Origin of the sequence: Psychrobacillus sp. AK 1817, from assembly GCF_008807035.1 — a bacterium.
Classification (GTDB): domain Bacteria; phylum Bacillota; class Bacilli; order Bacillales_A; family Planococcaceae; genus Psychrobacillus; species Psychrobacillus faecigallinarum.
In genome coordinates, this window is sequence record NZ_CP031739.1 from 548,348 (window position 1) to 574,363 (window position 26,016).

General features: G+C 34.8%; 28 protein-coding genes and 2 riboswitches. Of the genes, 6 read left to right on the forward strand and 22 right to left on the reverse strand.

Annotated elements, in window-relative coordinates:
• Positions 1–69 precede the first annotated feature (69 nt).
• The 10 genes from D0S48_RS02810 to D0S48_RS02850 all read right to left on the reverse strand — a co-directional run bounded on the left by D0S48_RS02810 (position 70) and on the right by D0S48_RS02850 (position 9,039).
• Complete coding sequence (locus D0S48_RS02810) at positions 70–573, reverse strand: GNAT family N-acetyltransferase (RefSeq protein ID WP_151109965.1); 504 nt, start codon at positions 571–573, stop codon at positions 70–72.
• A 209-nt stretch (positions 574–782) separates the two neighbouring features.
• Positions 783–1,229 carry a site-2 protease family protein gene (locus D0S48_RS02815; protein ID WP_151109967.1) on the reverse strand — a complete coding sequence of 149 codons (447 nt, stop codon included), beginning with the start codon at positions 1,227–1,229 and terminating at the stop codon, positions 783–785.
• Positions 1,230–1,567: 338 nt separating this feature from the next.
• Positions 1,568–2,383 carry an adenosylmethionine decarboxylase gene (gene speD / locus D0S48_RS02820; RefSeq protein WP_144537200.1) on the reverse strand — a complete coding sequence of 272 codons (816 nt, stop codon included), beginning with the start codon at positions 2,381–2,383 and terminating at the stop codon, positions 1,568–1,570.
• 202 nt (positions 2,384–2,585) lie between these two features.
• Positions 2,586–3,494 carry a homoserine O-acetyltransferase MetA gene (metA, locus tag D0S48_RS02825; RefSeq protein ID WP_151109969.1) on the reverse strand — a complete coding sequence of 303 codons (909 nt, stop codon included), beginning with the start codon at positions 3,492–3,494 and terminating at the stop codon, positions 2,586–2,588.
• 198 nt (positions 3,495–3,692) lie between these two features.
• Positions 3,693–3,797: riboswitch (SAM riboswitch) on the reverse strand.
• Between the two features lie 89 nt (positions 3,798–3,886).
• Complete coding sequence (gene abc-f, locus D0S48_RS02830; RefSeq protein WP_151109971.1) at positions 3,887–5,752, reverse strand: ribosomal protection-like ABC-F family protein; 1,866 nt, start codon at positions 5,750–5,752, stop codon at positions 3,887–3,889.
• A 108-nt stretch (positions 5,753–5,860) separates the two neighbouring features.
• Positions 5,861–6,013 carry an RAxF-45 family protein gene (locus tag D0S48_RS21265; protein ID WP_370455721.1) on the reverse strand — a complete coding sequence of 51 codons (153 nt, stop codon included), beginning with the start codon at positions 6,011–6,013 and terminating at the stop codon, positions 5,861–5,863.
• Between the two features lie 50 nt (positions 6,014–6,063).
• Positions 6,064–6,291, reverse strand: coding sequence for a hypothetical protein (locus D0S48_RS02835; protein WP_144536592.1), 228 nt, complete (start codon positions 6,289–6,291; stop codon positions 6,064–6,066).
• A 129-nt stretch (positions 6,292–6,420) separates the two neighbouring features.
• Positions 6,421–6,816 carry a sporulation protein gene (locus tag D0S48_RS02840; RefSeq protein WP_191697063.1) on the reverse strand — a complete coding sequence of 132 codons (396 nt, stop codon included), beginning with the start codon at positions 6,814–6,816 and terminating at the stop codon, positions 6,421–6,423.
• 5 nt (positions 6,817–6,821) lie between these two features.
• Positions 6,822–8,018 (reverse strand): AI-2E family transporter, encoded by a 1,197-nt coding sequence (locus D0S48_RS02845; RefSeq protein WP_144536596.1) that lies wholly within the window; start codon positions 8,016–8,018, stop codon positions 6,822–6,824.
• Positions 8,019–8,088: 70 nt separating this feature from the next.
• The gene (locus D0S48_RS02850; RefSeq protein ID WP_151109975.1) at positions 8,089–9,039 is read right to left on the reverse strand and encodes an LCP family protein; all 951 of its coding nucleotides are present in this window, start codon (positions 9,037–9,039) and stop codon (positions 8,089–8,091) included.
• 162 nt (positions 9,040–9,201) lie between these two features.
• Here D0S48_RS02850 and msrA point away from each other — a divergent pair, with 162 nt between their 5' ends.
• The 3 genes from msrA to D0S48_RS02865 all read left to right on the forward strand — a co-directional run bounded on the left by msrA (position 9,202) and on the right by D0S48_RS02865 (position 10,646).
• Positions 9,202–9,732 carry a peptide-methionine (S)-S-oxide reductase MsrA gene (msrA, locus tag D0S48_RS02855; RefSeq protein ID WP_151109977.1) on the forward strand — a complete coding sequence of 177 codons (531 nt, stop codon included), beginning with the start codon at positions 9,202–9,204 and terminating at the stop codon, positions 9,730–9,732.
• A 94-nt stretch (positions 9,733–9,826) separates the two neighbouring features.
• Positions 9,827–9,924: riboswitch (guanidine-I (ykkC/yxkD leader) on the forward strand.
• Positions 9,925–9,990: 66 nt separating this feature from the next.
• Positions 9,991–10,332, forward strand: a complete 342-nt coding sequence (locus D0S48_RS02860; protein WP_151109980.1) for a DMT family transporter — start codon at positions 9,991–9,993, stop codon at positions 10,330–10,332.
• Positions 10,332–10,646, forward strand: a complete 315-nt coding sequence (locus D0S48_RS02865; protein ID WP_144536601.1) for a DMT family transporter — start codon at positions 10,332–10,334, stop codon at positions 10,644–10,646. Before D0S48_RS02860 ends, D0S48_RS02865 begins: the two co-directional genes overlap by 1 nt.
• 185 nt (positions 10,647–10,831) lie before the next feature.
• Here the strand turns inward: D0S48_RS02865 and D0S48_RS02870 are convergent, their stop codons facing one another.
• Both D0S48_RS02870 and D0S48_RS02875 read right to left on the reverse strand, forming a co-directional pair.
• The gene (locus D0S48_RS02870) at positions 10,832–11,212 is read right to left on the reverse strand and encodes a YolD-like family protein (RefSeq protein WP_151109982.1); all 381 of its coding nucleotides are present in this window, start codon (positions 11,210–11,212) and stop codon (positions 10,832–10,834) included.
• Between the two features lie 184 nt (positions 11,213–11,396).
• Positions 11,397–11,618 carry a transcriptional regulator gene (locus tag D0S48_RS02875; protein WP_225321673.1) on the reverse strand — a complete coding sequence of 74 codons (222 nt, stop codon included), beginning with the start codon at positions 11,616–11,618 and terminating at the stop codon, positions 11,397–11,399.
• 335 nt (positions 11,619–11,953) lie between these two features.
• Between D0S48_RS02875 and D0S48_RS02880 the strand changes: the two genes are divergently transcribed.
• The gene (locus D0S48_RS02880) at positions 11,954–13,555 is read left to right on the forward strand and encodes an ABC-F family ATP-binding cassette domain-containing protein (protein WP_144536605.1); all 1,602 of its coding nucleotides are present in this window, start codon (positions 11,954–11,956) and stop codon (positions 13,553–13,555) included.
• 84 nt (positions 13,556–13,639) lie between these two features.
• Here the strand turns inward: D0S48_RS02880 and D0S48_RS02885 are convergent, their stop codons facing one another.
• The 5 genes from D0S48_RS02885 to D0S48_RS02905 all read right to left on the reverse strand — a co-directional run bounded on the left by D0S48_RS02885 (position 13,640) and on the right by D0S48_RS02905 (position 16,439).
• Positions 13,640–14,014: a hypothetical protein gene (locus D0S48_RS02885; RefSeq protein ID WP_151109984.1), complete on the reverse strand. Its 375-nt coding sequence runs from the start codon at positions 14,012–14,014 to the stop codon at positions 13,640–13,642.
• A gap of 67 nt (positions 14,015–14,081) precedes the next feature.
• Positions 14,082–14,570, reverse strand: a complete 489-nt coding sequence (locus D0S48_RS02890) for a YkvA family protein (protein WP_151109986.1) — start codon at positions 14,568–14,570, stop codon at positions 14,082–14,084.
• Between the two features lie 201 nt (positions 14,571–14,771).
• The gene (locus D0S48_RS02895) at positions 14,772–15,611 is read right to left on the reverse strand and encodes an STAS domain-containing protein (RefSeq protein WP_151109988.1); all 840 of its coding nucleotides are present in this window, start codon (positions 15,609–15,611) and stop codon (positions 14,772–14,774) included.
• A gap of 154 nt (positions 15,612–15,765) precedes the next feature.
• The gene (locus tag D0S48_RS02900; protein ID WP_144536611.1) at positions 15,766–15,966 is read right to left on the reverse strand and encodes a cold-shock protein; all 201 of its coding nucleotides are present in this window, start codon (positions 15,964–15,966) and stop codon (positions 15,766–15,768) included.
• A gap of 194 nt (positions 15,967–16,160) precedes the next feature.
• On the reverse strand, positions 16,161–16,439 hold the full coding sequence (locus D0S48_RS02905; protein WP_144536613.1) for a DUF1033 family protein: 279 nt from the start codon (positions 16,437–16,439) through the stop codon (positions 16,161–16,163).
• A 256-nt stretch (positions 16,440–16,695) separates the two neighbouring features.
• Between D0S48_RS02905 and D0S48_RS02910 the strand changes: the two genes are divergently transcribed.
• Positions 16,696–17,367, forward strand: coding sequence for a 5-bromo-4-chloroindolyl phosphate hydrolysis family protein (locus D0S48_RS02910; protein ID WP_144536615.1), 672 nt, complete (start codon positions 16,696–16,698; stop codon positions 17,365–17,367).
• Complete coding sequence (locus D0S48_RS02915; protein ID WP_151109990.1) at positions 17,345–18,541, forward strand: toxic anion resistance protein; 1,197 nt, start codon at positions 17,345–17,347, stop codon at positions 18,539–18,541. The genes D0S48_RS02910 and D0S48_RS02915 overlap by 23 nt, the downstream gene beginning before the upstream one ends.
• 164 nt (positions 18,542–18,705) lie before the next feature.
• Here the strand turns inward: D0S48_RS02915 and D0S48_RS02920 are convergent, their stop codons facing one another.
• The 5 genes from D0S48_RS02920 to D0S48_RS02940 all read right to left on the reverse strand — a co-directional run bounded on the left by D0S48_RS02920 (position 18,706) and on the right by D0S48_RS02940 (position 26,000).
• Complete coding sequence (locus D0S48_RS02920; RefSeq protein ID WP_151109992.1) at positions 18,706–20,586, reverse strand: vWA domain-containing protein; 1,881 nt, start codon at positions 20,584–20,586, stop codon at positions 18,706–18,708.
• A 10-nt stretch (positions 20,587–20,596) separates the two neighbouring features.
• On the reverse strand, positions 20,597–21,460 hold the full coding sequence (locus tag D0S48_RS02925) for an ATP-binding protein (RefSeq protein ID WP_144536621.1): 864 nt from the start codon (positions 21,458–21,460) through the stop codon (positions 20,597–20,599).
• Positions 21,461–21,569: 109 nt separating this feature from the next.
• Positions 21,570–21,767 carry a DUF6501 family protein gene (locus tag D0S48_RS02930; protein ID WP_144536623.1) on the reverse strand — a complete coding sequence of 66 codons (198 nt, stop codon included), beginning with the start codon at positions 21,765–21,767 and terminating at the stop codon, positions 21,570–21,572.
• 160 nt (positions 21,768–21,927) lie between these two features.
• Positions 21,928–23,172 (reverse strand): 2-oxoglutarate dehydrogenase complex dihydrolipoyllysine-residue succinyltransferase, encoded by a 1,245-nt coding sequence (gene odhB / locus D0S48_RS02935; protein ID WP_144536625.1) that lies wholly within the window; start codon positions 23,170–23,172, stop codon positions 21,928–21,930.
• 26 nt (positions 23,173–23,198) lie between these two features.
• A complete protein-coding gene (locus D0S48_RS02940; RefSeq protein WP_151109994.1) occupies positions 23,199–26,000 on the reverse strand; it encodes a 2-oxoglutarate dehydrogenase E1 component in 2,802 nt (933 codons plus the stop codon).
• Positions 26,001–26,016: the final 16 nt, after the last annotated feature.

Consider the following 26,016-nt stretch of genomic DNA (forward strand, 5'->3'; position numbering starts at 1 on the left):
TGGTAATAATACAAAAAAACGAGGCACCATTGCCAAATGATGCCTCGTTTCATTCTACGTTAATTTATTTTAAACAAATCTCCAAAAATATAATTCATCTGTTTCTTTATAAATTTTCGCCCCACATTTTTCTAAAACTCTATGCGATGGAATATTGTCTTTATCCGTATCAGCAATAACATACATAACATCGGCCTGATTTAGCAACCAGTTTTTCATGTTATTAATAGTTTCCGTCATATAGCCGTTCCCTTGATATTCTGGAAGAGTATAGTACCCTATTACTACTTCACCATTTTCATTAGGAAGACCTTTTAACATTACTCCACCAACACTACAGTTTTGATCTTTCGAAACGATTAACCAATTGGTATACCAAATATAATTTTCTTCATCACTTAACAGTTTTGAAAGTCTAATTTCCATAGCTTGTTTAAGATCCGAACTAAGAAATCTATTTGATTCATTGATAGATAAACTCTGTTCCATTTTCTTTGGATTATCAATTAGTAATCTTAGATTTTCTGCAGTCAGTGGAATTAATATTAATCTTTCTGTGTCTAATTCAATCATTATTACACTCCTATCATAATTTTGTACGTCATTTTATAGACAAAAACAAATTTAAAAATAGGTATATGTTATTGGCAGCTACTCCCATTAAAATTTATCCAAAATAAAGGTAGCATTACACTTTGCCGTCCAATATTGTATGGTCATTAAAGTTTATCATTCCAGAAATATCCTGTCTATTCCAATATGTTTTTACTATTAACTTCTAACTAATTCTTATATAGTTCTATTAATTGTTTACCGTCCGTAGCACCTATTATTGTATTAAGTGGAATTAGATTGATTAAAACAGTTAGATAAGATACAAAAATAAAACTATCCAAATAGTTTCTAAAAACTAGGAATTCATAACCAGTTAATAAGTGAAGTACTATAGCAGAAATAAAGTTAAAGAAAACTCCCCCTAAGTAATAAAATGTTTTTTGGCTTTTACTTAATTTCTCATGGTTTTCTGAAAAAACTCTTCCTCCAAAGAAGTAAACTTTTTTTATGAGAAAATTATTTATCTGTAAAAGTGTATTACCATTCCCTATAGAGAACTCACTTACTTTCGCACCAAATATTTTCAAAAAAAATGCGTGTCCAGCTTCGTGAATGAGTGCAATAATTGGGCTAATAAACAAAGTAATAATTATGAAGTTTATTAAAAAGTCCATCTTTTCATCCCCTTTCTAACATTTACGGAGAAAGGGATGAAATGTTTCAAATATTTCTGAACATTAATTTAACCTAATTATTTCATGAAGTATGAGTCTTCTAAGTAGTTCACTGAACATTAAATGATAAATCAACCTTTTTTATCACTATTGTCTAACAATCGATTTATTCGGCTATAAAACTTTTATCCGGTCATAATTTTTTTATCCGGTCATAAATCTGGTCTATCCGGTCATAAAATTTTCTATCCGGTCATAAACTTGGTCTATCCGGTCATAAAGTCCATTCTTCACACAAATGAAAAGCTCTGAGTGATTTACTCAGAGCTTTTTTCAATTTAATCTGATCGAGTCATGTTTTTTGCGTAAAAGATTTCGTCCATTTCTGTTTTTAGCTTTTTCGTTATCAATATTTTTTCTTCTTCTGAAAGTTCATCTTCGTTGTAGCCAAATAGGTAATTATTCAAGTCAAACTGCTTTAGCTTACATTTAGTATGAAAAATATTTTCCTGATAAACGTTAACATCGATCATATGGTAAAATTCCTGCAAAGCATCTGGGATATAATTTTGAATGGAATTAATATCGTGATCTATGAATAATTTATGGCCTTTCACATCTCTCGTGAACCCTCTCACTCGATAATCCATGACCATCACGTCAGTTTCAAAGGAATGAATCAAATAATTTAGTGCTTTTAATGGAGAAATTTCTCCGCAAGTAGAAATATCTATATCTGCTCTAAAAGTACTGATTCCTTCATCCGGGTGATATTCCGGATAAGTATGAACAGTAATATGGCTTTTATCTAGGTGACCAAGTACAGTTTCTGGTATTGGCCCCGGAGATTGCTTAAATGATTCTATCGGTGTTTGATCGACAGGTCCTTCCGATACTAAAATGGTTACACTTGCACCCTGCGGCTCGTAATCCTGCTGTGCAATATTTAATATATTCGCTTCTATAATTTCGGATACTTTGGTTAGTATATTAGTTAAGCGTTCAGCGTTATATTGCTCATCAATATATTCTATATATTTTTCCCTTTCTTCCTTGGTTCTCGTATAACAGATATCATACATATTAAAGCTTAATGTTTTCGTTAGATTATTAAACCCATGTAACTCGATTCTTTGTTTTGGTGTCAAACTCATAGACTTAACCTCGCTTCCAATAAAGTGTAAATCAATACCATTAAAAATATGTTTCTTTGTATAATACAATGTCTCTTCTCTTTTGTTTTCCCTAATATCTGAATAAATAAAACAAAAAATAAGAAAAACTCCTGTTTATTTAAACAGGAGTTCAATATACAAGACAAATATTACTTTCTTTCTGACTGTTCAATAGAACATTTTATTCCCAATCATAAGGAGTAGCTTGGTATACATAGTAATTTAACCAGTTTGAAAATAACAGATGCGTATGGGCTTTCCATGTATTCAATGGTTGACTAGAAGGATCATTATTTGGGAAATAGTATTTAGGCATCTCAACCTCTATTCCTTTGTTGAGATCTCTATTATATTCCTCTGCCAAAGTATGTGCATCATACTCTAAGTGACCAGTCACCATCACAAATTTGTTGTCATTCGATTTCACAAGAAATACTCCAGCTTCCTCAGAATTGGCAAGGATGGTTAAGTGTTCATTCCTTTCAATTTCTTCCCTTGAAACAGATGTATAACGGGATACTGGGGCATTAAATTTGTCATTAAATCCTCTTACTAGATCCTCCACTTGATTAGTTAAAATGTGTCTAAACACTCCTGAACACTTTTGAGTAAGAGGAAATTTATCAATTCCATAATGATAATAAAGAGCTGCTTGGGCACCCCAGCAAATGTGTAACGTTGAGGTCACATTCAATTTAGACCATTCCATGATTTCCTTCATCTCTCTCCAGTAATCTACCTCTTCGAATGGAAGTTGCTCAATTGGAGCACCAGTAATAATCATGCCATCATACTTTTTTTCCTTAATTTCATCAAATGTCGAATAAAATGTATTTAGATGAGTTTTACTAGCATTTTTAGATTCGTATGTTGCTGTATTCATAAATGTTATATTTACTTGTAATGGTGTATTACCTAAAAGTCTTAATAACTGTAGCTCTGTTTTTTCTTTTTCAGGCATTAGATTGAAAATAACGATGTTGAGTGGACGAATATCTTGTTTATATGCTCTCTCTTGATCCATAACAAAGATTTTCTCTTCTTTTAATAACTTTGTTGCTGGTAATTGTTTTGGAATATTAATAGGCAATTTATTTCCTCCTTATAGAAAAGCACTAGAACTAACGTTTGTATAGTGAAAACATAGGTAAAATTACAAAGCAATTCAGATTTTACTTGAACCTTGTGGGTAAACTCTGAGCTTGACAACCAAAAACCAGATACCTCTTTCAAACAAAAACGCCCCTCTTTCCATGTAAGAAAAGAGGGGCATAAAGTTGCTCTTTAGCTCTTATCTTCCAAGATAATGTCTTGTAGGAGTTAGCACCTTTCTGTATAACAGAGGTTGCTGAAGCTTCAACGGGCCTAATCCCTTCGCTTCTCTTGATAAGAATATTTAATTGTTATAATTATTTGTCAATAAATAATATTAGCATGGTCTCTTATTTATATCAACCCATTTTCAAGAATAGCCTATTAATCTCATAGTTCTAACCACTTCTCCATTAATTGTTCCAACTGCTCTTCTGCGTGTAATTTCTTCAAGCTTAATGACTCATAGATTGACCAGTCTGCCTCTACGTTAATCTGATTTTCTAGGTCACTTATTATCTTCTCTAGCTCATTTATTTGGTGTTCTAGTGGAACCTTATTTTCTTGTTTAGTGGTTGGTGATTTTTTTATGGGCAGCTGCTCCTTTATTTCTTTCTCCGAATTTTGTTTAGAGCTAAATTCAACCCATTTTTCTCTTGCCCATTCAAACGGGCCTTCATAAGTTGTAAGCTTGCCATTCTCTAGCCAAACAGTTCTTGAAAATAGTTTATTTAAGAAATATCTATCATGGGAAACAGCAATAATTGTTCCACTAAAATCATCCAATGCTTCTTCTAACACCTCACAAGAATCAATGTCCAGATGGTTAGTTGGTTCATCTAATATTAAACAATTGATGTCTTGATGCATTAACTGTGCTAGACGAAGACGCATTCTTTCTCCACCGCTTAAATCAGCAACTCTTTTGAAAACATCGGGTCCGTAGAACATAAACTTCGCTAATATGTGGCGCGCTTCTCCTTCACTAACGTTCACTTCACCTCTGAAAATATCTATCAATCGAGCTTTTGGATCTCCTATCTCAAAATGTTGAGATAGGTAGCCAAGTCTTACATTACTCCCAAATCGAGCTTCCCCTATATCAATTGTTTCTTCCCCTCTGAGAATATTTAATATGGTTGTTTTACCCGTTCCATTTCTTCCTACTATAGCAAGTCGATCTTTCCAATAAACATGCATATCTGTGTCATTTAAAATCTTTTTATCTCCAAAGCATTTGGAGACGCTCTCCATTATTACTACTTCTTTTCCACTTCTAGGTGCTGCGTCAAATGTCAGGTTCATTTTTTTAGGATCTATCAAAGGCTTTCGAACCTTTTCCATACGTTCTAGAGCTCGTTCCATATTTCTCGCTTGTCGATGAAGTCCTGCATTTGGAGGAACAGCCTGATTAGCCCAAATTTTCAATCTCTTAATGGCTTCTCTCATTTTTTTTATCTTTTTTTGTTGTTCCTCATATTGCTGGAATTCACGAGTCAGCTTTTCTTCCTTCTCTATTAAAAACGAAGAATAATTACCATGATAAAGTGTTAACATCCCGTCCTCAAGATCGGCAACATTAGTGACAACCGTATCTAGGAAATATCGGTCGTGTGAAATTAAAACTACAGTCCCTGAATAGTTAACCAAATATTCCTCCAGCCACTCTATAGCATACAAATCCAAATGATTGGTCGGCTCATCCAAAAGTAATAACTGTGGTCTGGTTAGAAGAAGCTGTCCAAGCATTATTTTTGTTTGCTCACCCCCACTTAAACTTGAAAAAGTCTGATTGACAAAGCCACTTAGCTGTAACCCTTGAATTACTTTATCAATTTCCGAGTCAATACCGTATCCACCCTGTAAAGTGAATTTTTCCTGAATATCCCCATACTGTTTTAAGAGCTTTTCTAATATCTCAGAATCAGCTACTGCAAGCTCATGTTCTAGTTCGCTCATCTTTTGCTGAAGTAGCCTTATATCCTCAAAAGCATCATATAGCAGATCTTTCCCTGTAATATGGTTTTCAAAAGTGGGGATTTGAGCAAGATAACCTATTTTTGTCCCCTTTTTGAAGGTTATCGTACCTTGATCTGGTTTTTCTATACCTGCAATCATTTTAAAAAGAGTTGTTTTACCGCTTCCATTTCTACCAACTATCCCTAATTTGTCTCCAGACCTTACATCCAAGGTTAAATCCTCAAATATTGTGTTTCCACCAAGCATTTTACTAATTTCCTGTATTTTACATATCATTATAATTCGCTTCCTCTCCAAAATATAGCTGGAAGCATTTTTCTGCATACAAAAAGACTGCTCCATAAGCGGGCAGTCTCCTAAATGTGGTTCAGAAAGAATGGCTTATCAGCTGTGAATTTCATGTAATTGTTTAAAAAAGGACAGACTGGTCCCGTTCTTAGTAAATCCATGAGTAATCGCACAGGATATGGATAAAAATCCCAAAATAAATCCATGTGCATTCACAGCGTTTTTCATTCCTTCTTCACCTCCGGTCATTAATGTAAGACTATTTTAACATATTCCACTATTTTGTACAATGTGAATTTTTATTCGTCACCTTTTAAGCCCTCTAAGCCAGGATCGTTAAGCTCGTTCGTGTTTGGCATTCCTTCATCATTTTCTTTATTAACTTCTTCATTCCCTGATTCCGGGGTAATACTATCCCTTGTATTATCGATCGTTTCTGGCGGTGGGACATCATTTGAAGTACGATCTTCTCCACAAGCAGTTAAAGGCAACAAAACTAATATTAACAAAACAATTAACTTTTTCATCGGTTGCTCCTTTATGATGCAGATATCACTTGTAAGCAATAATCTGCAGTCTCTTTTCACATAGAGTGGTCTTCAAATAGAATTTTATCCACAAAAAAACCAGCAATAAATGCTGGGATTCTTTGCTTTTTATTCCTCAATATCAAAATGTATTTCATCTTCATCATTGTATTCGGAACCATTTTCAAACAAGACGGTCGTTCTTAAGATAAGTGTAGTCATTTCTTCTTCACCATCTGGAAGCCATCTTTCATCTGGCATTATTTCAAAAGGAATCATTTGCATATCCTTAGATGCGACAGTACCAACCAGTTCAATAGAATGCTTGGAAACAACCTTTGGTACTTTACCATTAATCACTTTAAAGACTTCTAATTTAATATTTTCAATTTGCTCATAGTCATGTACGCCATCAATATAGATAGTTCCTGAAAGATTTATACCGTGTTCGATATAAGGATGATCCACAATTGTATCAATCTTTATTGATTTTACTTCTATACTGGAGTTAAATTTTTTGGCCATTACTCTCATTCCACCTTGTTATTTGTGTACTCATAATGTTTTTCTACAACCGGTTCAAATTTATTGTACCTCTTTTTAAACAATGTGTAAAAATGGGAAACTATAACTTTTAAAATGGCATACCCCGGAATACCTAATATAACTCCAGGAACTCCGAATAATGCACCAGAAGTAATCAATACAAAAATAATAGTAATTGGATGCACATGTAGTGATTTACCCATAATTTGTGGGGATATAAATTTCCCTTCAATCAGTTGAACAACCGTCCATACAACAGCGAGCTTAATCAACATAAATGGCGATGTGACTAAAGCAATAATAGCTGCTGGAGTAATAGCTATAACTGGCCCTAGATAAGGGACAACACTTGTTACCATAGCCAATACGCCTAACAATAATGCATAATCCATTCCAATAATGGTGAAACCAATAAAAATCATTATTCCTATGCACATGGAAACTAGTATCTGACCTTGGATGTAAGAGCTAATTTGCTTGTCTATGCTAGTAAATACCGATTTTAAATCCTCTCTCATACGAGGTGGAAATATTTTAAGAATATATGCAGGAAGCTTTTCTCCATCCTTTAAAAGGTAAAATAAGATAAAAGGCACAGTGACAATTGCTAATATGAAGCTAGTAAGTATACCGATAAAAGATGAAATACCAGTTGCTATACCAGTGAAGGTATTTTGGAAGAATGCTCCTAGTTCCTTTGGTAAATCATATAACAGATTAGCAACATCATTCTCTATTTGTAAATAATAAGAGCTAATAAAAGTATTTGTTCTCAAAAATGAATCTAATTGACTCAATACTTCTATAAAATAACCTGGGAGCTCTTCTGCCAATCTAAAAAATTGAGCTTTTAAAAAGGGAAACACAAGAAATACCAATAAGGTAACAATTCCTACTAAAGCTAAAAAGATCAGGAGTATTCCGAGCACTCTTTTAACTTTAATTTTTTCTAGCATTCGCAATATCGGTCTAAGTAAATAATAAACAATGACCGCTAAAATGATTGGTAGTATAACATTCCCCAAAAAAACTGTGAGCGGGACAAAAATAAAGGAAATTTCATCATAAATCATAATGATTAACCCAATCATCAACAGCAATATAAGGGTGAATATAGTATTACGCCCACCTAAAAACTTTATGTATCTCGTTGAGAAAAAAGAAGGCTTTTCTGGTTCCACTTTTACCAAACATCCTTTCCTATACCCTTATTTTACGAGTGTAAAGATTCAATATCAAATGTAGAAGCTACTAATTTGATAAAAAATCTTCTATTGCTTTCCTATTTTGCTCTTTATCAATGACAATTACAGAACCAGCATGCTTATAGCTCTTAAAAGAATAACTCCCTTCTACAGGAATCGTCATTTTGTCTATTTCTAATTTTCCACTAACGATTGCATCCATCACTCGAATAGCTTTATCTTTTCTTGAATAATCTGTTTGGATATATCCCTCTGCTGCACCTAAGAATTGAGGAACATTAGAAATATTATCTATAGATAGCACTTCATCCTTTAAAGCTTCCATCACTTTTTGTTGTCGGGCAACCCTCCCAAAATCGCCTTCATTATCTGCACGGAATCTTGCATAACCTAGTAATTCCTTCCCATCTAATTGTTGCTCCCCTTTAGTTAAGGACACACCAATTTTTTCGGACATATCTTTTTCCACATCCATTTTTATCCCTTCGGGCGCAAGAATATCAACTAGTGACTCAAAGCTCCTAAAATCGATAAGGGCATAATGATGTATCGGGATATCAAACATATTCTTCAATGTTGCCTGAAGAGTCGGGACACCGCCCAAATAGTATGCAGTATTTAACTTATATGATTGATAGTTTGGAATATCTGCATAGATGTCTCGCATGAACGAGATAATTTTCACATCATTACTTTTCTTATCCCAGGAAATAACCATCATCGTGTCAGTTCTGGATTTTTCTTTCCCTCCTGCTCCTGAATCGGCACCAAGGACTAAAATATTTTCTCGCTCGCCTTTAGACCAAGAGTCACCCTCGAAGTCGATTTCTTGATGAACTTTTGTTTCCTTCGCTAAATTATATCCTGCTCTATATTGTAAAAATGAATAAGTACCTATAACTAATACAAATACGACAAGTATAGTTAATATCACTCTACCTTTTCGTAGCTTCTTCTTCGGTTTGTATCTTCTTTCTTTTACTTGTTCTTCATCCATTATAAATCTCCCCTTAAGTTCCTCAGCTATGTGAAAAGGCACTTAAATGCCATTAGTAGCCTACTCTTATAATAACGTATTTTCATAAACTTGGTTTCAGAATTTTGTACAACTTCAAAAGTAATGGTAAAATCATTTTACTATATTAGGAGGTATATAAAAATGATAGAAAAAGCTACGTTTGCCGGAGGCTGTTTTTGGTGCATGGTAAAACCATTTGATACATGGGACGGAATACATAAAGTAACCTCAGGTTATATGGGTGGGCATATTGAAAACCCTACGTATGAACAGGTAAAAAAAGGTGATTCTGGGCACTTAGAGGTAGTAGAAATACAATATGATTCATCTATCTTTTCCTATGAAAAGCTATTAGAAATTTATTGGCAGCAAATTGATCCCACAGACGCTGGAGGGCAATTCCAGGACCGTGGAGAAAGCTATAGTACTGCTATATTTGTTTATAATGAGAACCAACGAGAGCTAGCAGAAAAATCGAAACAGCAGCTAGCAGAAAGCGGTAAATTTTCTAAGCCAATCGTTACCACAATAAGAGATGCCAAGGCCTTTTATATTGCTGAGGATTATCACCAAGACTTTTATAAAAAAAGTCCTGATCACTATAAAGAAGATCGTGCACAATCCGGAAGAGATGAATTCCTCGGCAAGCATTGGAATAAAACTCAAAGCTAACTACAGACTGAGCTTATGCTTAAGGGATTAAATTTTTTCAACATAATATTGATTTTGGTATTAAAATGTGTATAATACAAAGTAATTATATACTTTAAATGTTTTCTAGGGTTCCGTAACAGTTACGTTAGTCTGGACCGAGAGAAAACTCACAGCTTTGCTGTGTCACGGAAGGATAAAAGCCTGGGAGAAACTGTTAAACAGTTATCTTCTAGGCTTTTTTATTTTTGGTAATAATAAATTTGGAGGTGCTTTTATATGAATAAAGACTGGATTAAGGTATTTGTTGCTGCTATCTTTGAGATTTTTTGGGTTATTGGTTTAAAACATTCGGATGACTTTTGGACATGGGCTGGAACCGTCATTGCTATTTTTATCAGTTTTTATTTAATGATCATGTCTGGACGTAGACTTCCAGTAGGAACTGTATATGCAGTTTTTGTTGGTTTAGGTACGGCAGGAACTGTCTTCTCTGAAATACTATTTTTTGGCGAACCGTTCCAAGTAGAAAAAGTACTTTTGATATTATTTTTGTTAGCAGGAGTAATTGGCTTGAAACTAGTTACACCCGACAAAGTTCAAGAAGGGAATGAATCCTAATGGCCTGGATTTCTTTAATCTTAGCAGGATTGTGTGAAATGTTTGGTGTTGCAATGATAAGTAAGTTGCATAAAGATCGAAATTGGCAAACGCTTGTGATATTAATTTTAGGATTTGGAGCAAGCTTTATACTTCTTGCTTATTCAATGAAAACACTTCCTATGGGTACAGCTTATGCTATTTGGACAGGAATTGGTGCTTCTGGTGGAGCAATTTTGGGTATGGTTTTATACGGAGAATCCTCAGATTGGAAAAGAATTGTTTTTATAAGCATGGTTTTAGGGGCTGCAGTAGGTTTAAAACTTGTAGCCTAAAGTTATTGTTGATGGGTTGTAGGAGGAGAATTTATTTATTAAACAAAGTTAGAAGATAAAAATTACTCGGTAGAAAATTCTTTTTGATCTTTGATTTTATCAATATTCTACTGTTAGTTTTCTTATCTATTTATTTCTCAACACCCTCTCCTTCTATTTACTTATTCTTCTTAAATTCATTTAGTTTAATCCATAATCGTAACATCTACTATTTCATCTATTTTTATTGATAATAAATAAAATGGGTCCTGTAGCTGAATCATCCTGTGCTTTAAGTCAACTTCCTCGATAATTCCCCTATTATAAACAAATTGGCCATTTTTCCATCTTTTAATTTTTGTATCACTTTTGGAAGTATAAGCTATATCCAGATTCTCTGATAGTGTCACGTAATCATATTCTGTCAACTCTGGTTTCGGCTCTCTTTTTACTTCCTCGTAATAATCACGTAGCAATGCCACATGCTCTGGAAGCATCATTGAAGTTCCCCACTTAATATTTCTTCGTGGATCAATATTATATTTTGATTTCTTTGCTTCTTCGAAAAAGGCATCATGAAAACCCATAAGTCAAACTCTCCTTTAATGTAATAAGTAAGGTTCAATAAAAATGATTAGCCTTTCTTTTTTAAATGTTAAATTGACTATTAATTAGCTAGCTAGAGAATATCTAAAGCCATCCGCTTTTTGATTTTCTTTGAATGAATAAGTATATTGTTCTTCAGACAGCTTCCTACAACAAGTAGTTTTGTTAAATAACCGTCCTTTCTTTATGAATGACAGGGACAAATGCTAATACGTTGTTAATTTTAAAAATCCTTTTAGTACCCCTTAAAAAGCAGTAGGCTTGGAATGTTTCCTTTGAAGCACTCAATACTTTTACTCTCCTCTTGCTGATTTCACCGTTGTTTTTCATATAAATCATTTCAAATACTTGATTTGTTTTCATTGAATTCAAAATTGAAATACGCACATTTGTTCCCTCCTTTTTATTTATTATAAGAACATTTGTTTGTTTTTACAACTTGAAATTTCAGGAAAAAATAAAATAGTCATTTTTATTTATTACGTTCAGCTTTATCGCCATTTTGGGTTCAAATTACAAGTTTAAGTCAATTTTTTTTATTCTATTTGTAATTTGAACAATAATCAGTAAGTTTGTTTCAGAAAATTTTACAATTAAGTATGGCCAAAATTGGGGCACTCCATTAATTAATTCAGCTCTAAACCCCAACATATCAACGTTTGATAGCTTTTGTTTAAACTACATGCTATAATAAGAGCATTGTGAATTTTAGGAGGTATAGTATGATTGCAGTAAGTAATGTAAGTCTTCGATTTGGCGATCGTAAATTATTCGAAGATGTAAATATAAAGTTTACACCAGGTAACTGCTATGGGTTAATCGGTGCAAACGGAGCTGGTAAGTCTACATTTATCAAAATCTTGTCAGGTGAAATTGAGCCACAAGAAGGTAATGTGATTATGAATCCAGATGAGCGCTTAGCGATTTTGAAGCAAAATCACTTTGAGTATGAAGAATATAATGTGTTAGAAACAGTTATTATGGGTCATAAGCGTTTATATGAAGTAATGAATGAAAAAAATGCAATTTATATGAAAGAAGACTTTTCTGATGAAGATGGTATGCGTGCAGCCGAGCTAGAAGGCGAATTCGCCGATCTAAACGGTTGGGAAGCTGAATCAGAAGCAGCAATCCTTCTACAAGGTTTAGGAATTCCAGATAGTATGCACCAAAAGAAAATGTCTGAATTAACAGGTTCAGAAAAAGTGAAGGTCCTTTTAGCACAAGCATTGTTTGGTAAACCAGACGTACTTTTACTAGATGAGCCTACCAACCATTTAGATATAAAAGCAATTCAATGGCTAGAAGATTTCTTGATCAACTTTGAAAATACTGTTATCGTAGTTTCGCATGACCGTCACTTTTTAAACAAGGTTTGTACACATATTGCAGACTTAGACTTTAGTAAAATTCAAGTTTATGTTGGAAACTATGACTTCTGGTATGAATCGAGTCAGCTTGCAACTAAAATGGCACAAGATCAAAACAGTAAAAAAGAAGAAAAAATTAAAGAATTACAAGCCTTCATTGCTCGCTTTAGTGCTAACGCATCTAAATCTAAGCAAGCAACTTCACGTAAAAAAATGTTAGATAAAATCGAGTTAGATGATATTAGACCATCTTCTCGTAAGTATCCATATGTTAACTTTGCTATGAAACGTGAAATTGGAAATGACGTTTTACAAGTTCAAGATCTTGGTTACTCATTAGAGAACGAAAAACTATTCTCTGGCATGAATTTCACTATGAATAAGGACGACAAAATTATTTTGCTAGGTGATGAGCTCGCTAAGTCTGCTCTACTTCGTCTTCTAGCTGAAGAGGAAGAGCCACAAGAAGGATCTATCAGATGGGGCGTTACTACATCTCGTGCTTATTTCCCTCTTGATAACGCAAAATACTTTAACGGTTCAGAAACGTCTCTAGTTGATTGGCTTCGTCAATATTCACCAGATGATGAAAGTGAGACATTCTTACGTGGATTCCTAGGACGTATGCTATTCTCTGGTGAAGAAGTAAAGAAAAAGCCTTCCGTACTATCTGGAGGAGAAAAAGTTCGTTGTATGCTATCCAAAATGATGCTTTCTGAAAGTAATGTTTTGTTATTAGATGAGCCTACCAACCACTTAGACTTAGAATCAATCCAAGCCCTAAACAATGGCTTAATCGCGTTTAAAGGTGCTATGATCTTCACCTCTCATGACCATCAGTTCATTCAAACGATTGCAAATCGTGTAATCGAAATCCGCAAGGACGGCTCTATCTTAGATAAGCAGCTGACATACGATGAATTTTTGGAATGGAAAGAAGCTCAAAAATTATAATATAGAAAAGCGCAGTGCTAGACAAAATCTACATTTTCTTATCTTAAAAAAGGGTATTCGTGATAATTCACGGATACCCTTTTCTCATCTATATTGCAGAGGATCTCGTTCTCTTTTAATTAGTCCATTATGTGCCAGACCCCACTCGATTACACGATCTATAATACGATCATAAAATTCGTCATCAAAAACAGGTACAACTGAATTTCGCAACTCGTCTACATCATTTTTGATTTCTTTTAACTCATCATGCTTAAAAACAACATCATCATTTAGAGAATCCCATATATAATCACAGAATCGAACAAATCCAACATCCCAATTCGCATTGCCATTATTCTGTGCCTCATATCTTAACTTCTCAATAGCTCTAATTAATTCTCCTTCTACGGTTTCCGATTGTCCATTCTGCGGAACATATTTTTTCCAAATAGCTTTTGCTTCTTCAAAATATTTCACTATTACCACCTCAAACAAAAATAGTTACTATTATCAATTTTAAAAAAAGCATGAGACGACTGTTGTCTCATGCTTTTTTTGAAGTTTTGATAAATCGGCCAAGCAATGAACGAGCCGGTAATTTTCCTAAAACAGTATCGCTAGTTTCCGATACCCTTTTCAATGTGTTTAAAAGTTTGTCTTCTCCAGCCCAATGCTCTTCTACAATTTCAGGTGAAAATTTATTTAATAGCATATTGACGATAAATGCTGCAACTATAATATCATCGATGAAACCACCAGGTCCCACTAGGCCCTCTGGTAAGATATCGATTGGAGTAATAAAGTAAAGAATACCACTCCCAATAAGTGTTTTACTTTTCGAGTCAATGCGATCATCCAACATTGATTTAATAAGTAAATGAAAAAAATCAGGAGCAAACAAAAGATACGGAGTAAACTTTCCCATCTTATTTGATTTTGAATCTACGTAATCTGTTATTTTAGCACGTAATTTCGTATAAAAATCTTGTTGTTCATCATAGGAAGGCAATTCCTTTTTTAACTCTAAGTCCATACAAAACTCCCCCTTCTTTTTATCACTATACCAAATATTTTGGTAAATGAAACATATATAGTACTACTTAAATGAAATAATTGATTTCCACTACAGCCTGGGTACTTTGTTACAGGTGCCAGGCACCTGTAACAAAGTATAGGGTGAATGATAAGCCATTAAATATCCCTGTTCCATGCATGTTCTGTTTATGAGATAAACTTATTTTAATGTTATTTCACCTATATTTAAATACTCATTTAAAGCTTGTTGTAATGTGCCATAGGTTTTTGTATCTTTGTCAAACATCATTCCTAATCGGATCATTTGACGAACAACCTCTGGTCTTAAGCCGGTAATTATTGTTTGACACCCCATCATGGCAGTTCCATATAAAGTTTTCATAAGATGCTCTATTACGTCATTTTCCATTTCAGCAATTCCAGATAAATCTATGATTAAAGTTTGTATTCGTAGTCTTCCTATCTCTGTCAATACTTTCTCTTCTAAAATTGCTGTTCGATATGTATCAACTGAACCAATTAAAGGTAAAATGCAGATAGAAGGTGTAATTGGTATAATTGGTACTGAAAGATTTTCGACAACCTTTCTTTGAGAGAGTATCAATGCATCTTTATAAGTAGAATAATTTATGAAAAATGCGTTTAAGAAATTATCTATTCGATTATTTAGCAGTTTTTCTATTTCAAAGAAATCTTCCATATTCCAATAATCTTCAAGATCATTCATTTCTTTTATAAAGGCCCAGACTGTTCTACGGATAGCCTGCACCCATTCAAGTTTGAAGGCTAAAGTTAAGGAATGAGTTGCCCAGGCGATTCCTTCTTGTTTAGCAAATAAGTCTAACTCCTCATCATTACCTTCGATAATATTCTTAATAAGACTATGTGCATTATTAATTAAATCAATATCTCCAACTCTTAAAATGTCATTAATCTTGTCACGGACATTTACAGCTTCAGAAAGAAGATTTTCTTGAACACGATCCTTGTTCTCTTTAAAGTACTCTTTAATTCTTTCATCTAAAAATAGCTTTTCCAAGTTGTTTCCCCCTAGATATTTTAATGATAATTTGAACACTCGTCTTGTTTACCCATATAGTTTTAAAGTTAAACACTATGCGGATAGTGTTTTCATAAACATTTTTTATTTTGAGACAAAAAAAATAGCCCATCTAAATGATGGGCTTTCTAACTTATAGTTTTGTAACATTTGCAGCTTGAGGTCCACGATTTCCTTCTACTACTTCAAATTCTACACTTTGTCCCTCTTCAAGTGATTTGAAGCCTTCACCTTGAATAGCAGAGAAGTGTACGAATACGTCATTTTCTCCTTCAACTTCGATGAATCCAAATCCTTTTTCTGCGTTAAACCATTTTACAGTACCTTGTTTCATGTTATTACCTCCAAAAATAAAATTAACAATATGTAAATCTAAAAATTCACATATTCCATGAAGTACCGACATCACATCATCGATCACTACATGGGATATGTGAATTGCTAATACGGTTTATCATTTTAATTGTTATCTAAATTATAGCATTTGGATAAATATAGTCAACAAATTTTTACATTATTCTAAATCGTTTATTCGATAGTTTTCCAGATGATACCATGAAATATTTGTAAATCATCCTCACAGGACTCACAATAGCATTGCTCCTTAACAGACCAAAAAGCCCAGAATTTATCCTCTCTAGATTCTTCTTTTGGAAATTTTCTACGAAATTCTGTTAGCCTGTTATCAAGATACAATCGTGCATCTTCTTCCTTTTCAAACGAAACTCTTTCTAAAATATGATCTTCCCATCCTTCAAAAGCCCACCATGGTTCATAATCTGCTTTCATATAAATTACCTCATACATAATATATCGCCTCTAATACTTTATAATAATTCATATTTTACTGCTCTAAATTATTTTGTCTACTGTTACGACTTACTTGAACTGTTTAAATTGAAAATCTTCTCTCTTTGGGTTAAGTTATAATTAACAACTACAAACAAAATGGAGAAATTGGGTAAGCTTATAAAGGCTCTTCCCATATTGTTTATTTTTGCAAAATGAAACCTTCTTTTCTCTCATTCGTATAATGTAGTGTATATATAAGGAGGTCTTGACTATGACTGAAGCAGTTCAAACCGTCATTCGTCATTTTATAAATATTCCAATCATGATTGCATCATGGTTTACATTCTTTTTTCCTCTCGATTTTGGATTTTTAGGGAGTTCCGGACTAGCTGTTATCGTTTATGCAGCCTCTAACTTTACGATTAAAAAAATACAACAAAAATCCATTATGAAGAAATATGATTTAACAGCATCTGAATATTTCCACATTCGAAATCAAATCAAGGAAGCTAATGCAAAGGTCCGTACTCTTAATAGTCATTATTTGAAAGTGCGATCTATAAGTTCCTTTAAACAGCTTTTTGAACTAAATAGATTAGCCAAACGAATTATTGCATTGGTTAAAGCAAACCCTAAAAAATTTTATCAAGCAGAAAACTTCTTCTACGCTCATCTAGATTCAGCTGTAGAACTTACTTCTAAGTATACTTTCTTAGTTTCTCAACCTTCTAAAAACAGAGAAATGAAGCTAGCTTTAGAAGATACACGAGAGACTTTAGAATCCATCAACACTGTAATGGAAGATGACTTAAAAAATGTTCTAGCAAGCGACATGGAGCATTTGAGAATGGAATTAGACTTTGCTAAATTATCAGTATCTAAAAAAGCTAAACCTTTATATTTAAAAGGAGAGACAAAAGATGAGCGAAAATACCTCGAATAAAACAGATGATTTTTTAATGGACGAACTACTAAATAACCCATTTGCTCTAAATGAAGCTAAGCCTCAAGCAGTTTCCGAACAAACAAAAGATGCATTACCAACGAAATTAATAGATCGTTTATCGGAAGAAGAAAAACAGAAAGCTCAACAATTAGCTGATCAAATACCAGCTGGAAACTATGAGGCGATACTAACATATGGTGCCAATGCTCAAACAGAGCTTACTCGCTTTTCCCACCAAATGTTAGATCATGTTCAGAAAAAAGATATTGGGCCAGTTGGTGATATTTTAGGCGATTTAATGAAAAAGTTATCTGAGCTGAATCCCGAGGAGCTTTCCACAGAAAAGAAATCAGGTATCCGAAAACTCTTTAATCGAGTTAACCGTTCTGTACAAGAAATGATGACTAAATACCAAAAGCTAAGCACTCAGATTGACAGAATAGGCATTCAATTAGAGCATTCCAAACGTGGACTTGTGGAAGATGTTCAAATGCTAGATAAACTTTACGATCAAAACAAAACATATTTCCAGGCTTTAAATGTGTATATTGCTGCAGCTGAGCTTAAAAGAGATGAAATTGTAAATGTAACAATACCAGAATTAAGAAGAAAAGCGGAAATGTCTAACGATCAAATGGCATATCAAGAAGTTAATGACATGGCACAGTTTGTAGACCGCTTAGAAAAAAGAGTATATGATTTGCAACTTTCACGTCAAATTACCATCCAAAGCGCTCCGCAAATCCGAATGATTCAGCAAACCAACCAAACGTTAGCTGAAAAAATTCAATCGTCAATTATGACATCTATTCCATTGTGGAAGAACCAAATTGCTATCGCTCTTACATTAAATCGTCAGCAAAAAGCAGTGGCGGCCCAAAGACAGGTAACGAAAACAACAAATGATCTGCTCTTGAAAAACTCAGAAATGTTAAAAGTAAATAGTATTGAAACTGCTAAAGAAAATGAACGTGGCATAGTAGAAATCGATACATTGAAGAAAACACAGGAAAATCTTCTTCAAACAATCGAGGAAACAATGCGTATCCAAGCCGATGGAAGAGTAAAACGTAAAGCAGCAGAAATAGAAATTAGCCGTATGGAAGAAGAACTGAAACAACGTCTACTTCTCATCGCTGACCAATCTAAAAACAGATCCGTACAACCATAATATAAAAAGGCATAGCTTTTATTGGCGATGCCTTTTTATATTATATGCTTATAGAAAAACCTAGTAGTTCCTATTCAATTACACAATTTACAATAAAGCCTCTCTCCAATTTCTCCTCAAAGCCACACCAAAAAAACACAACGCTATAGTTTTGTTTTCACTAATCAGCTTTTAACGATATGATGAAGCATTTTCCGTAGCAACCGTAAAGTTTCATCTGAGAACTTTTCCAAAGATGCAGCAGTAGCAGTTTTCTTACCAAATATCAGATGAAAAAGCTCTATCTGTTCTTCAGTGGCTTCCTCATCATTTAGGAAAAGATGAAGAATGGATATCTTTTTTCGTTCAACCTCCAATACAGCCTCTGCAGTGTCCATAATGCCGTTTTGTGCATAACCAAACGCAGAAGGCTCTCCGTCAGAGAAAACAAGTAAGAATTTATGATTTTCTGGTCGTGCCTCTAGTCGTTTACCAATCCAGCGGATAGCAAATCCATCACGATTATCCTCATGTGCTTCCATAGACAAAATACTTAAACCACTATCTTTTTGACCATCCTCTAAACGATGAACCCATTCAAAGGTGTTTGGTTGCTTAGTTTCAGATGCTTCGAAGGCATCTTCATAATGAAGAACGATTTCATGTACAATCTTCAACTCTCTTAGAACATCATGAAATAATAAAACGGCTTTTTGGGTTTCCTCCATTTTATCCTGCATAGAAGCTGAACCATCCACAAGTAAACCAAATACAGCATTTAACTGAGTACTTGGAGCATTTTTTTTATAAAACGGTTTTGGTCTTTCTTCAGTCCAAATGGATGTCATTTGTGTGGAAAGCCTGCCTTTAGAGAGGTTTGTTCGTCGGTCTATCTTCTTTTGCTCCATTCGTTTTTTCATTTCTTGTACAAATGCTTTTACAAAGGGAGCCTGGTCCTGTCGAATAGCTTGTAGTTGTGTTTTTTGAATGAGGTTAGGAACAATTTCTATCCTTTTTTCTTCATAAACCACATTAGTATGCTCGTTTCCAAAATTCTTGCCCGCTTTTTTGCTATAACCACTTTTTTCTTCTTCATACTTGACGTCCTGAACTTCACTGTTATTTCCAGTGGAGTTTCCCCGTCCCGTTTCGGTAATCTCATCATTTTCCTGTCCTTGTTCTGCATTTACGTTTTGCTCGGCCTTTCCATCCCGGCCATGCTCCAATTCATATTGAAGATGGACTCCATCCTCCTGCTCATTTTCCCTATGCCACGATCTAAATACTTCTTCAATCGTATCTTTTTTTGCTTCCTCCCCCATCTCAGAATCCTTCAACCCTTGATGGTAATGAAAATCTATATTTGCTATATTAGAAGGCGATAGGATGGCATAAAACTGGAGAAGGGTATCGTCAAAAATAAACTCTGATAAAATATTTATAATTTGGAACGCAAGATCAATCGAATCCTGAGTAGATTTATTGTCATATACCTTTTGAATAATTCGGTTTGTTTCGATAAAGGAATCTGGACCAGTAGCATAAATGGTTCCCTCATACAAACAGATATACATATAACTGAGGTAAGCATCTGCTAGAAATCCTTTTTGCAAATTTACTATTAACTGCTGCTTATGAAAGGCTAAATATGTTTCTATTCTAATATCACAAGTTTTCCTCATACCAATCCGTTTTTTTTGAATACTTTCCATCAATCGAAACTCTTCCAGACAAAAGATGATCTGATCCATGAACTTTGGTAGGATACTATTCCTTTCATCAAGGTAATGTGACCATGCTAGAACACTAAAATGCTTCCAAAATCCTTCTGTTAATAAATAAATATCAGATAGTCTACCTTTATGCATAACCTCTTCACTACGATGTCTCCAAAATACACTTATAGAAACAGTCTGTTCCTCAGGTTGAAACTCAATTAGCTTTCTTTCATTAATTGTAATATCCATATTTTTCGTCATAGCCTTAGCAATTGTTTCGTAATGCATCAGTTGCCTTGCATCAATCGTTTCGTTATTGAATTGGATAAAGCGATTTACAGAAGACAATTACATCACCTCACTTAATCCAAGAGGAAGCAAGCTCTAAAACAAGTCTCTTCTCTTGTTCATCCTCTAACTTTTCAGCAATCGCATAGTTTATAGCTCTCAATGGTTCCATGTAGTGTGCTAGCTCCATTGCATATTGGAGGCTTCGAATAGAGGCAGCGTCTTCAGCTAATAGACCTTGCTTCACTTGTTCCATTAAATCTGATGCAAGATTAAGCATTAGAGTGTGAAGCTCTTCTTGTGCATCAGGAAATAAATTATGAAATAGATTCGCAAGTAAATCTCCAGAAATATATGGAATAGTAAATGAGACAAAACGATTTTTCAATGCTTCATTCATAGGAGTTGTTCCGATATACCCTTCATTAATGGCAGCTATAACAGAAAAATCTGGGTGAGCCTTGATGACCTCACCAGTAAAGGGATTTGTAAGCATACGGCGATAATCTAACACGCTATGTAAAATCGGTAAGGTTTCGGACTTTGCCATATTTATTTCATCAATATATAGGATATGCCCTTTTTTCATCGCCTCCACTACAGGACCATCTACAAACTCAATAACATTAGTTCCTTCTTTAATGACAATAGTTTTAAAACCTAGTAAGGATTCTGCGTCCAAATCTACCGAACAGTTAATGCTCTGTACAGGCTGAGAAAAGAAGTGAGACACTGTTTCAGCAAGCTTTGTCTTCCCTGCTCCTGTTGGACCTTTTAATAAAACAGGCTTTTTTAAGGAAACCGCAATCAATACATCCTCATACAAAAAGTCGATTGGTGAAACATATCCTCCAGAGCCAATCAAATCTATATCTTTCTCACTGTGCAACCTTTTAGTCCTTATTTGTCTTTCTCTCTCTATTAAATCAATCATGTTGTTCCTCCTTAATAAGAAAAGTTCAAGCGCCTATGACTGCCTACATGCTCAAAACGCGAAAACTATCTTGTTTTCAAAAAAAAACTGATGAAGAATCATCAGTTTTTTATTGAAAATATTCCTTATAATAGCCGCCGACCTTACCTGTATTGTCTATGACAAATAAAAATTCTTCTGTTTCATTTTTAACTTCATATGTGTTTCCAACTGTCAGTACATTGCTAACTAAGAATTTTTTAGCGTCTGTATGGATACATGTTACTGTCTTAATAGTTGGCTTCACTGCCCAATTTGTATGTATCATTTAACCACTTCCTTTAAATATAGTATACGATTGAATGAAGTAAAATTCAATCACGATACTAATTTAACTAGTTACGCAAAGCTGGACATATACTATGAAAACAGTATATGTTTTCTTCACTAAAAAAAGAGCAGACAAATTAAATGTCTGCTCTAAATGATTAAGAATTTAGCATTAAATCTTCAGGGTTTTCAAGAAGTTCTTTAACTGTTTTTAGGAATCCAACAGAATCTTTTCCATCGATTACACGGTGATCATAAGAAAGTGCTACATACATCATTGGACGAATTTCAATTTCATTTCCAACAGCAATTGGACGCTTTTGAATTGTATGCATTCCAAGAATACCAACTTGTGTACCATTTAAAATTGGTGTAGACAGTAGGGAACCGAATACTCCACCGTTTGTGATAGTAAATGATCCACCAGCCATGTCTGAAAGAGCTAATTTGTTGTCACGCGCTTTTTTAGCAAGGCCCGCAATGTCTCCTTCAATTTCTGCAAAGTTTTTGCGGTCAGCATCACGTACAATCGGTACTACTAATCCACCTTCTGTAGAAACAGCTATACCAATATCGTAGAAATTGTTTTTAACAATGTAATCCCCGTCAATTTGAGAATTCACATATGGGTATTTTTTTAATGCAGCAACAACTGCTTTAGTGAAGAAAGACATAAATCCAAGACGAACATCATTGTCCTCAAAGAATTTGTCTTTTTTACGAGAACGTAATGCCATAACATTAGTCATGTCAATTTCGTTAAAAGTTGTTAGCATTGCTGTACTTTGTCTTACTTCTAATAGACGAGAAGCAATAGTTTGACGACGGCGTGACATCTTCTCACGAGTAGTACGGCCATCATCCTCTTTAGCTGGTGTTGTTGTTTTAGCAGGCTCTGCTTTTGATGGTGCAGGTTTAGAACCATGCGCAGATACATCTTGAACTCGAACGCGACCCATAGGATCTACAGGTGAAATTTCACTTAAGTTAATGCCTTTTTCACGAGCTAGTTTGCGAGCAGCAGGACTTGCAATGGTACGATCTTGTTCATTAGAAGCCTCTTCATTTGCTTTTGCTACTTCTTGTGCTTTGTTACCATTAACTTCAGGAGCTTTCGCTTCTTCTTTTGGTTGTTCCTTTGCTTCTGTCTTAGCTGCTGGTGCACCTGAACCAGCACCTACAATAGCAATAACTTCTCCAACTTGAACAGTATCACCTTCTGCAAATAATAGCTCACTTACTACTCCAGCTTCTTCAGAAATAACCTCTACGTTAACTTTATCTGTTTCTAATTCAACGATAAATTCGCCTTTTTCAACTGTATCACCTGGTTGTTTTAACCATTGTGCAATGGTACCCTCTGTAATCGATTCTGCTAGTTCCGGAACAATAATTTCTGCCACTTGATTTTCCTCCTCTAATGCTTTTCTTACAAACTTTTTAATGCTTCTTCAATAATTCTTGCTTGTTCCACTTTATAAGTGTCGATATCACCTTCTGCAGGGCTAGAACGATGAACACGCCCTACATATTTAATATCTTTTCCTTTAGCAATATCCAGTAAATATGGAAGTGCAAAATTCCATGAACCCATGTTCTCTGTTTCTTCTTGAGCCCATACAAGCTGTTTCAGGTTCGGATATCGATCTACAATTGCTTGAATTTTTTCTTCTGGGAATGGATATAGTTGTTCTACACGAACAATATGCATAAACTCATGGCCATCTCCATCTTTGACTTTGTCTGCTAAGTCAATTGCTAATTTACCACTAGCAAATACAATTTTTTCGACCTTGTCAGTTTGTTGACCTAAACCTGGTTGTTCAATAATTGTTTCAAACTTACCTTCAGTCAATTCTGCCACATCCGCACCTACTAATGGGTGACGAAGTAATGATTTCGGTGAAACGATTACTAATGGTCGAATTGCATCTTCTTTTAACATTTTAGCTTGTCTGCGAAGAATATGGAAATAATTTGCCGCGCTAGAAAGGTTGGCAACTGTCCAGTTGTTTTCAGCAGCAAGCTGTAGATAACGCTCTAAACGTGCACTTGAATGCTCTGACCCTTGACCCTCAGCACCATGTGGTAACAGCATTACAAGCCCTGATTTTAGTCCCCATTTAGATCGAGCAGAGCTGATAAAGTTATCAAACATCACTTGTGCCATATTCGCAAAGTCACCATATTGTGCTTCCCAAATAGTTAATGAGTTATTATCTTCTAGGTTATAACCAAACTCAAAGCCTAGTACAGCAGCTTCTGTTAAAGGACTATTATGCACAGTGAAGGACGCTTTTGCATCGCTTATACTATGGATAGGAGTCAACTCCGCACCAGTTTTTTCGTCATGCAATACTAAGTGTCTATGAGAGAAAGTTCCACGCTGAGCATCTTGTCCTGTTAAGCGAATAGAGTTTCCATCTTGAATAATGGTTGCTAAAGCAAGTGTCTCTGCATGACCCCAATCAATTTTCCCTTTTCCTTTAAATGGTTCTTCACGGCGTTTCAAAATTTTCTCCAATTTTTTAAACGCTGTAAAATCAGATGGCCATGTTAAAAGTTCTTCATTGATTTTCTTCAGTCTGCTTTCCTCAACTCCAGTTGGAAGCTCAGGCATACCTTCTAGAACTACTTCTGGAATAATAATTTCATGTGCCGTAGTTTGTGGAAGCTCTTTCACGCGATCGTATGCTTCCTGCATTCCACTGAAAATAGTTTCGTCAAGCTTGGTAACCTCATTATCTTGGATTACCTTTTCATCCACTAATTTTTGTCCATAAATTTTACGCACAGTAGGGTGCTTGTGAATAATATGGTACATCTGAGGATTAGTCACTAATGGCTCATCCATTTCATTATGACCGTATCTACGGTATCCAAGTAAATCAATAACAATATCTTTACCAAATTTATTGCGGTATTCATGCGCTAGCTTCGCAACACCGATAACTGCCTCTGGATCGTCCGCATTTACATGAATGACTGGAACCTCATATCCTTTAGCTGGATCAGAAGAATAGAAAGTTGAACGTGAATCATAATGTTCAGTTGTAAATCCAATCATATTATTAGCAATGATATGAATAGACCCACCTGTTTGGAAGCCTCTTACTCTACTATAGTTTAATACTTCCGTTACAATCCCTTGCCCTGGGAAAGCAGCATCTCCGTGAACTAAAATAGCATACGCAGCATTCTTATCCTGAACCGGCATTCCTGACTGATCAGTAGCTTCCTGAGCTGCACGAGTTTGCCCAGTAACTACTGGACTTACTACCTCTAAGTGAGAAGGATTGTATGCCAATTTTAAAGTTAACCCAGACGGAGAATGATAAGCAGCCCCCTTATGGTACTTAACATCGCCATACCACCCCTCTGACAACTCTAAAGAACCGTCTTTTGGTAGGAAGGATTCTGAAGGGACATGTGCAAATTCAGCGAACATCATTTCGTACGGTTTCTTCAGAACATGTGTCAACACATTTAAACGTCCACGGTGGGCCATCCCGATGTTAACTTGTTTTGTTTTTGTAACGTTAGATTGTCTTACCAATTCATCGATTAGCACTACTAAAGTATCTAATCCTTCAATTGAAAATCGTTTCGCACCTACAAACGTACGATGGATAAATTTCTCAAATCCTTCTATTTGTGTTAAACGTTTCAATAATTCTTTCTTTTGCTCAGTAGATAAACCCTCTAATACAACACCTTTTTCAATCTTGCTCTGTAACCATTTACGCTCTTCTACATCAACAATGTGAGAAATCTCAAAAGCAATTTTATTCGTATAAACTGACTTTAAATACTCTATAGCCTCTAAACCATTGTTAACCGTACTCGGTGCATCTTGTAGTAAAAAGCCTACAGGAACATCTTTTAAATCGGCAGGAGTAAGACCATACGTCTTAAAATTGATCCGAGAATCATTTTTTTCTCTGTCATTTAAAGGATAGATATCTGCAGTCAAATGCCCGTGTGCACGAATTGCATCAGCCAATTCGATTGCACGAACTACTTTTTCAAAATTGTTTGACTCTACTGCTGGGGAGTTTGTTCCTGTTGCAGTAGAATTTCCTGTCAAAACAGGTGCACCATACTCTTCAAATAAACTAACTAATTCTTGATCTACTTCTTCAGGTGATTGAAGGTATAGATCATATTGCTCCATCACATAACCAAGATTGGGCCCCGAAAAAATGGACCAAGGTGTTTGCTTGTTCGACATTTAAAAAAACCTCCAA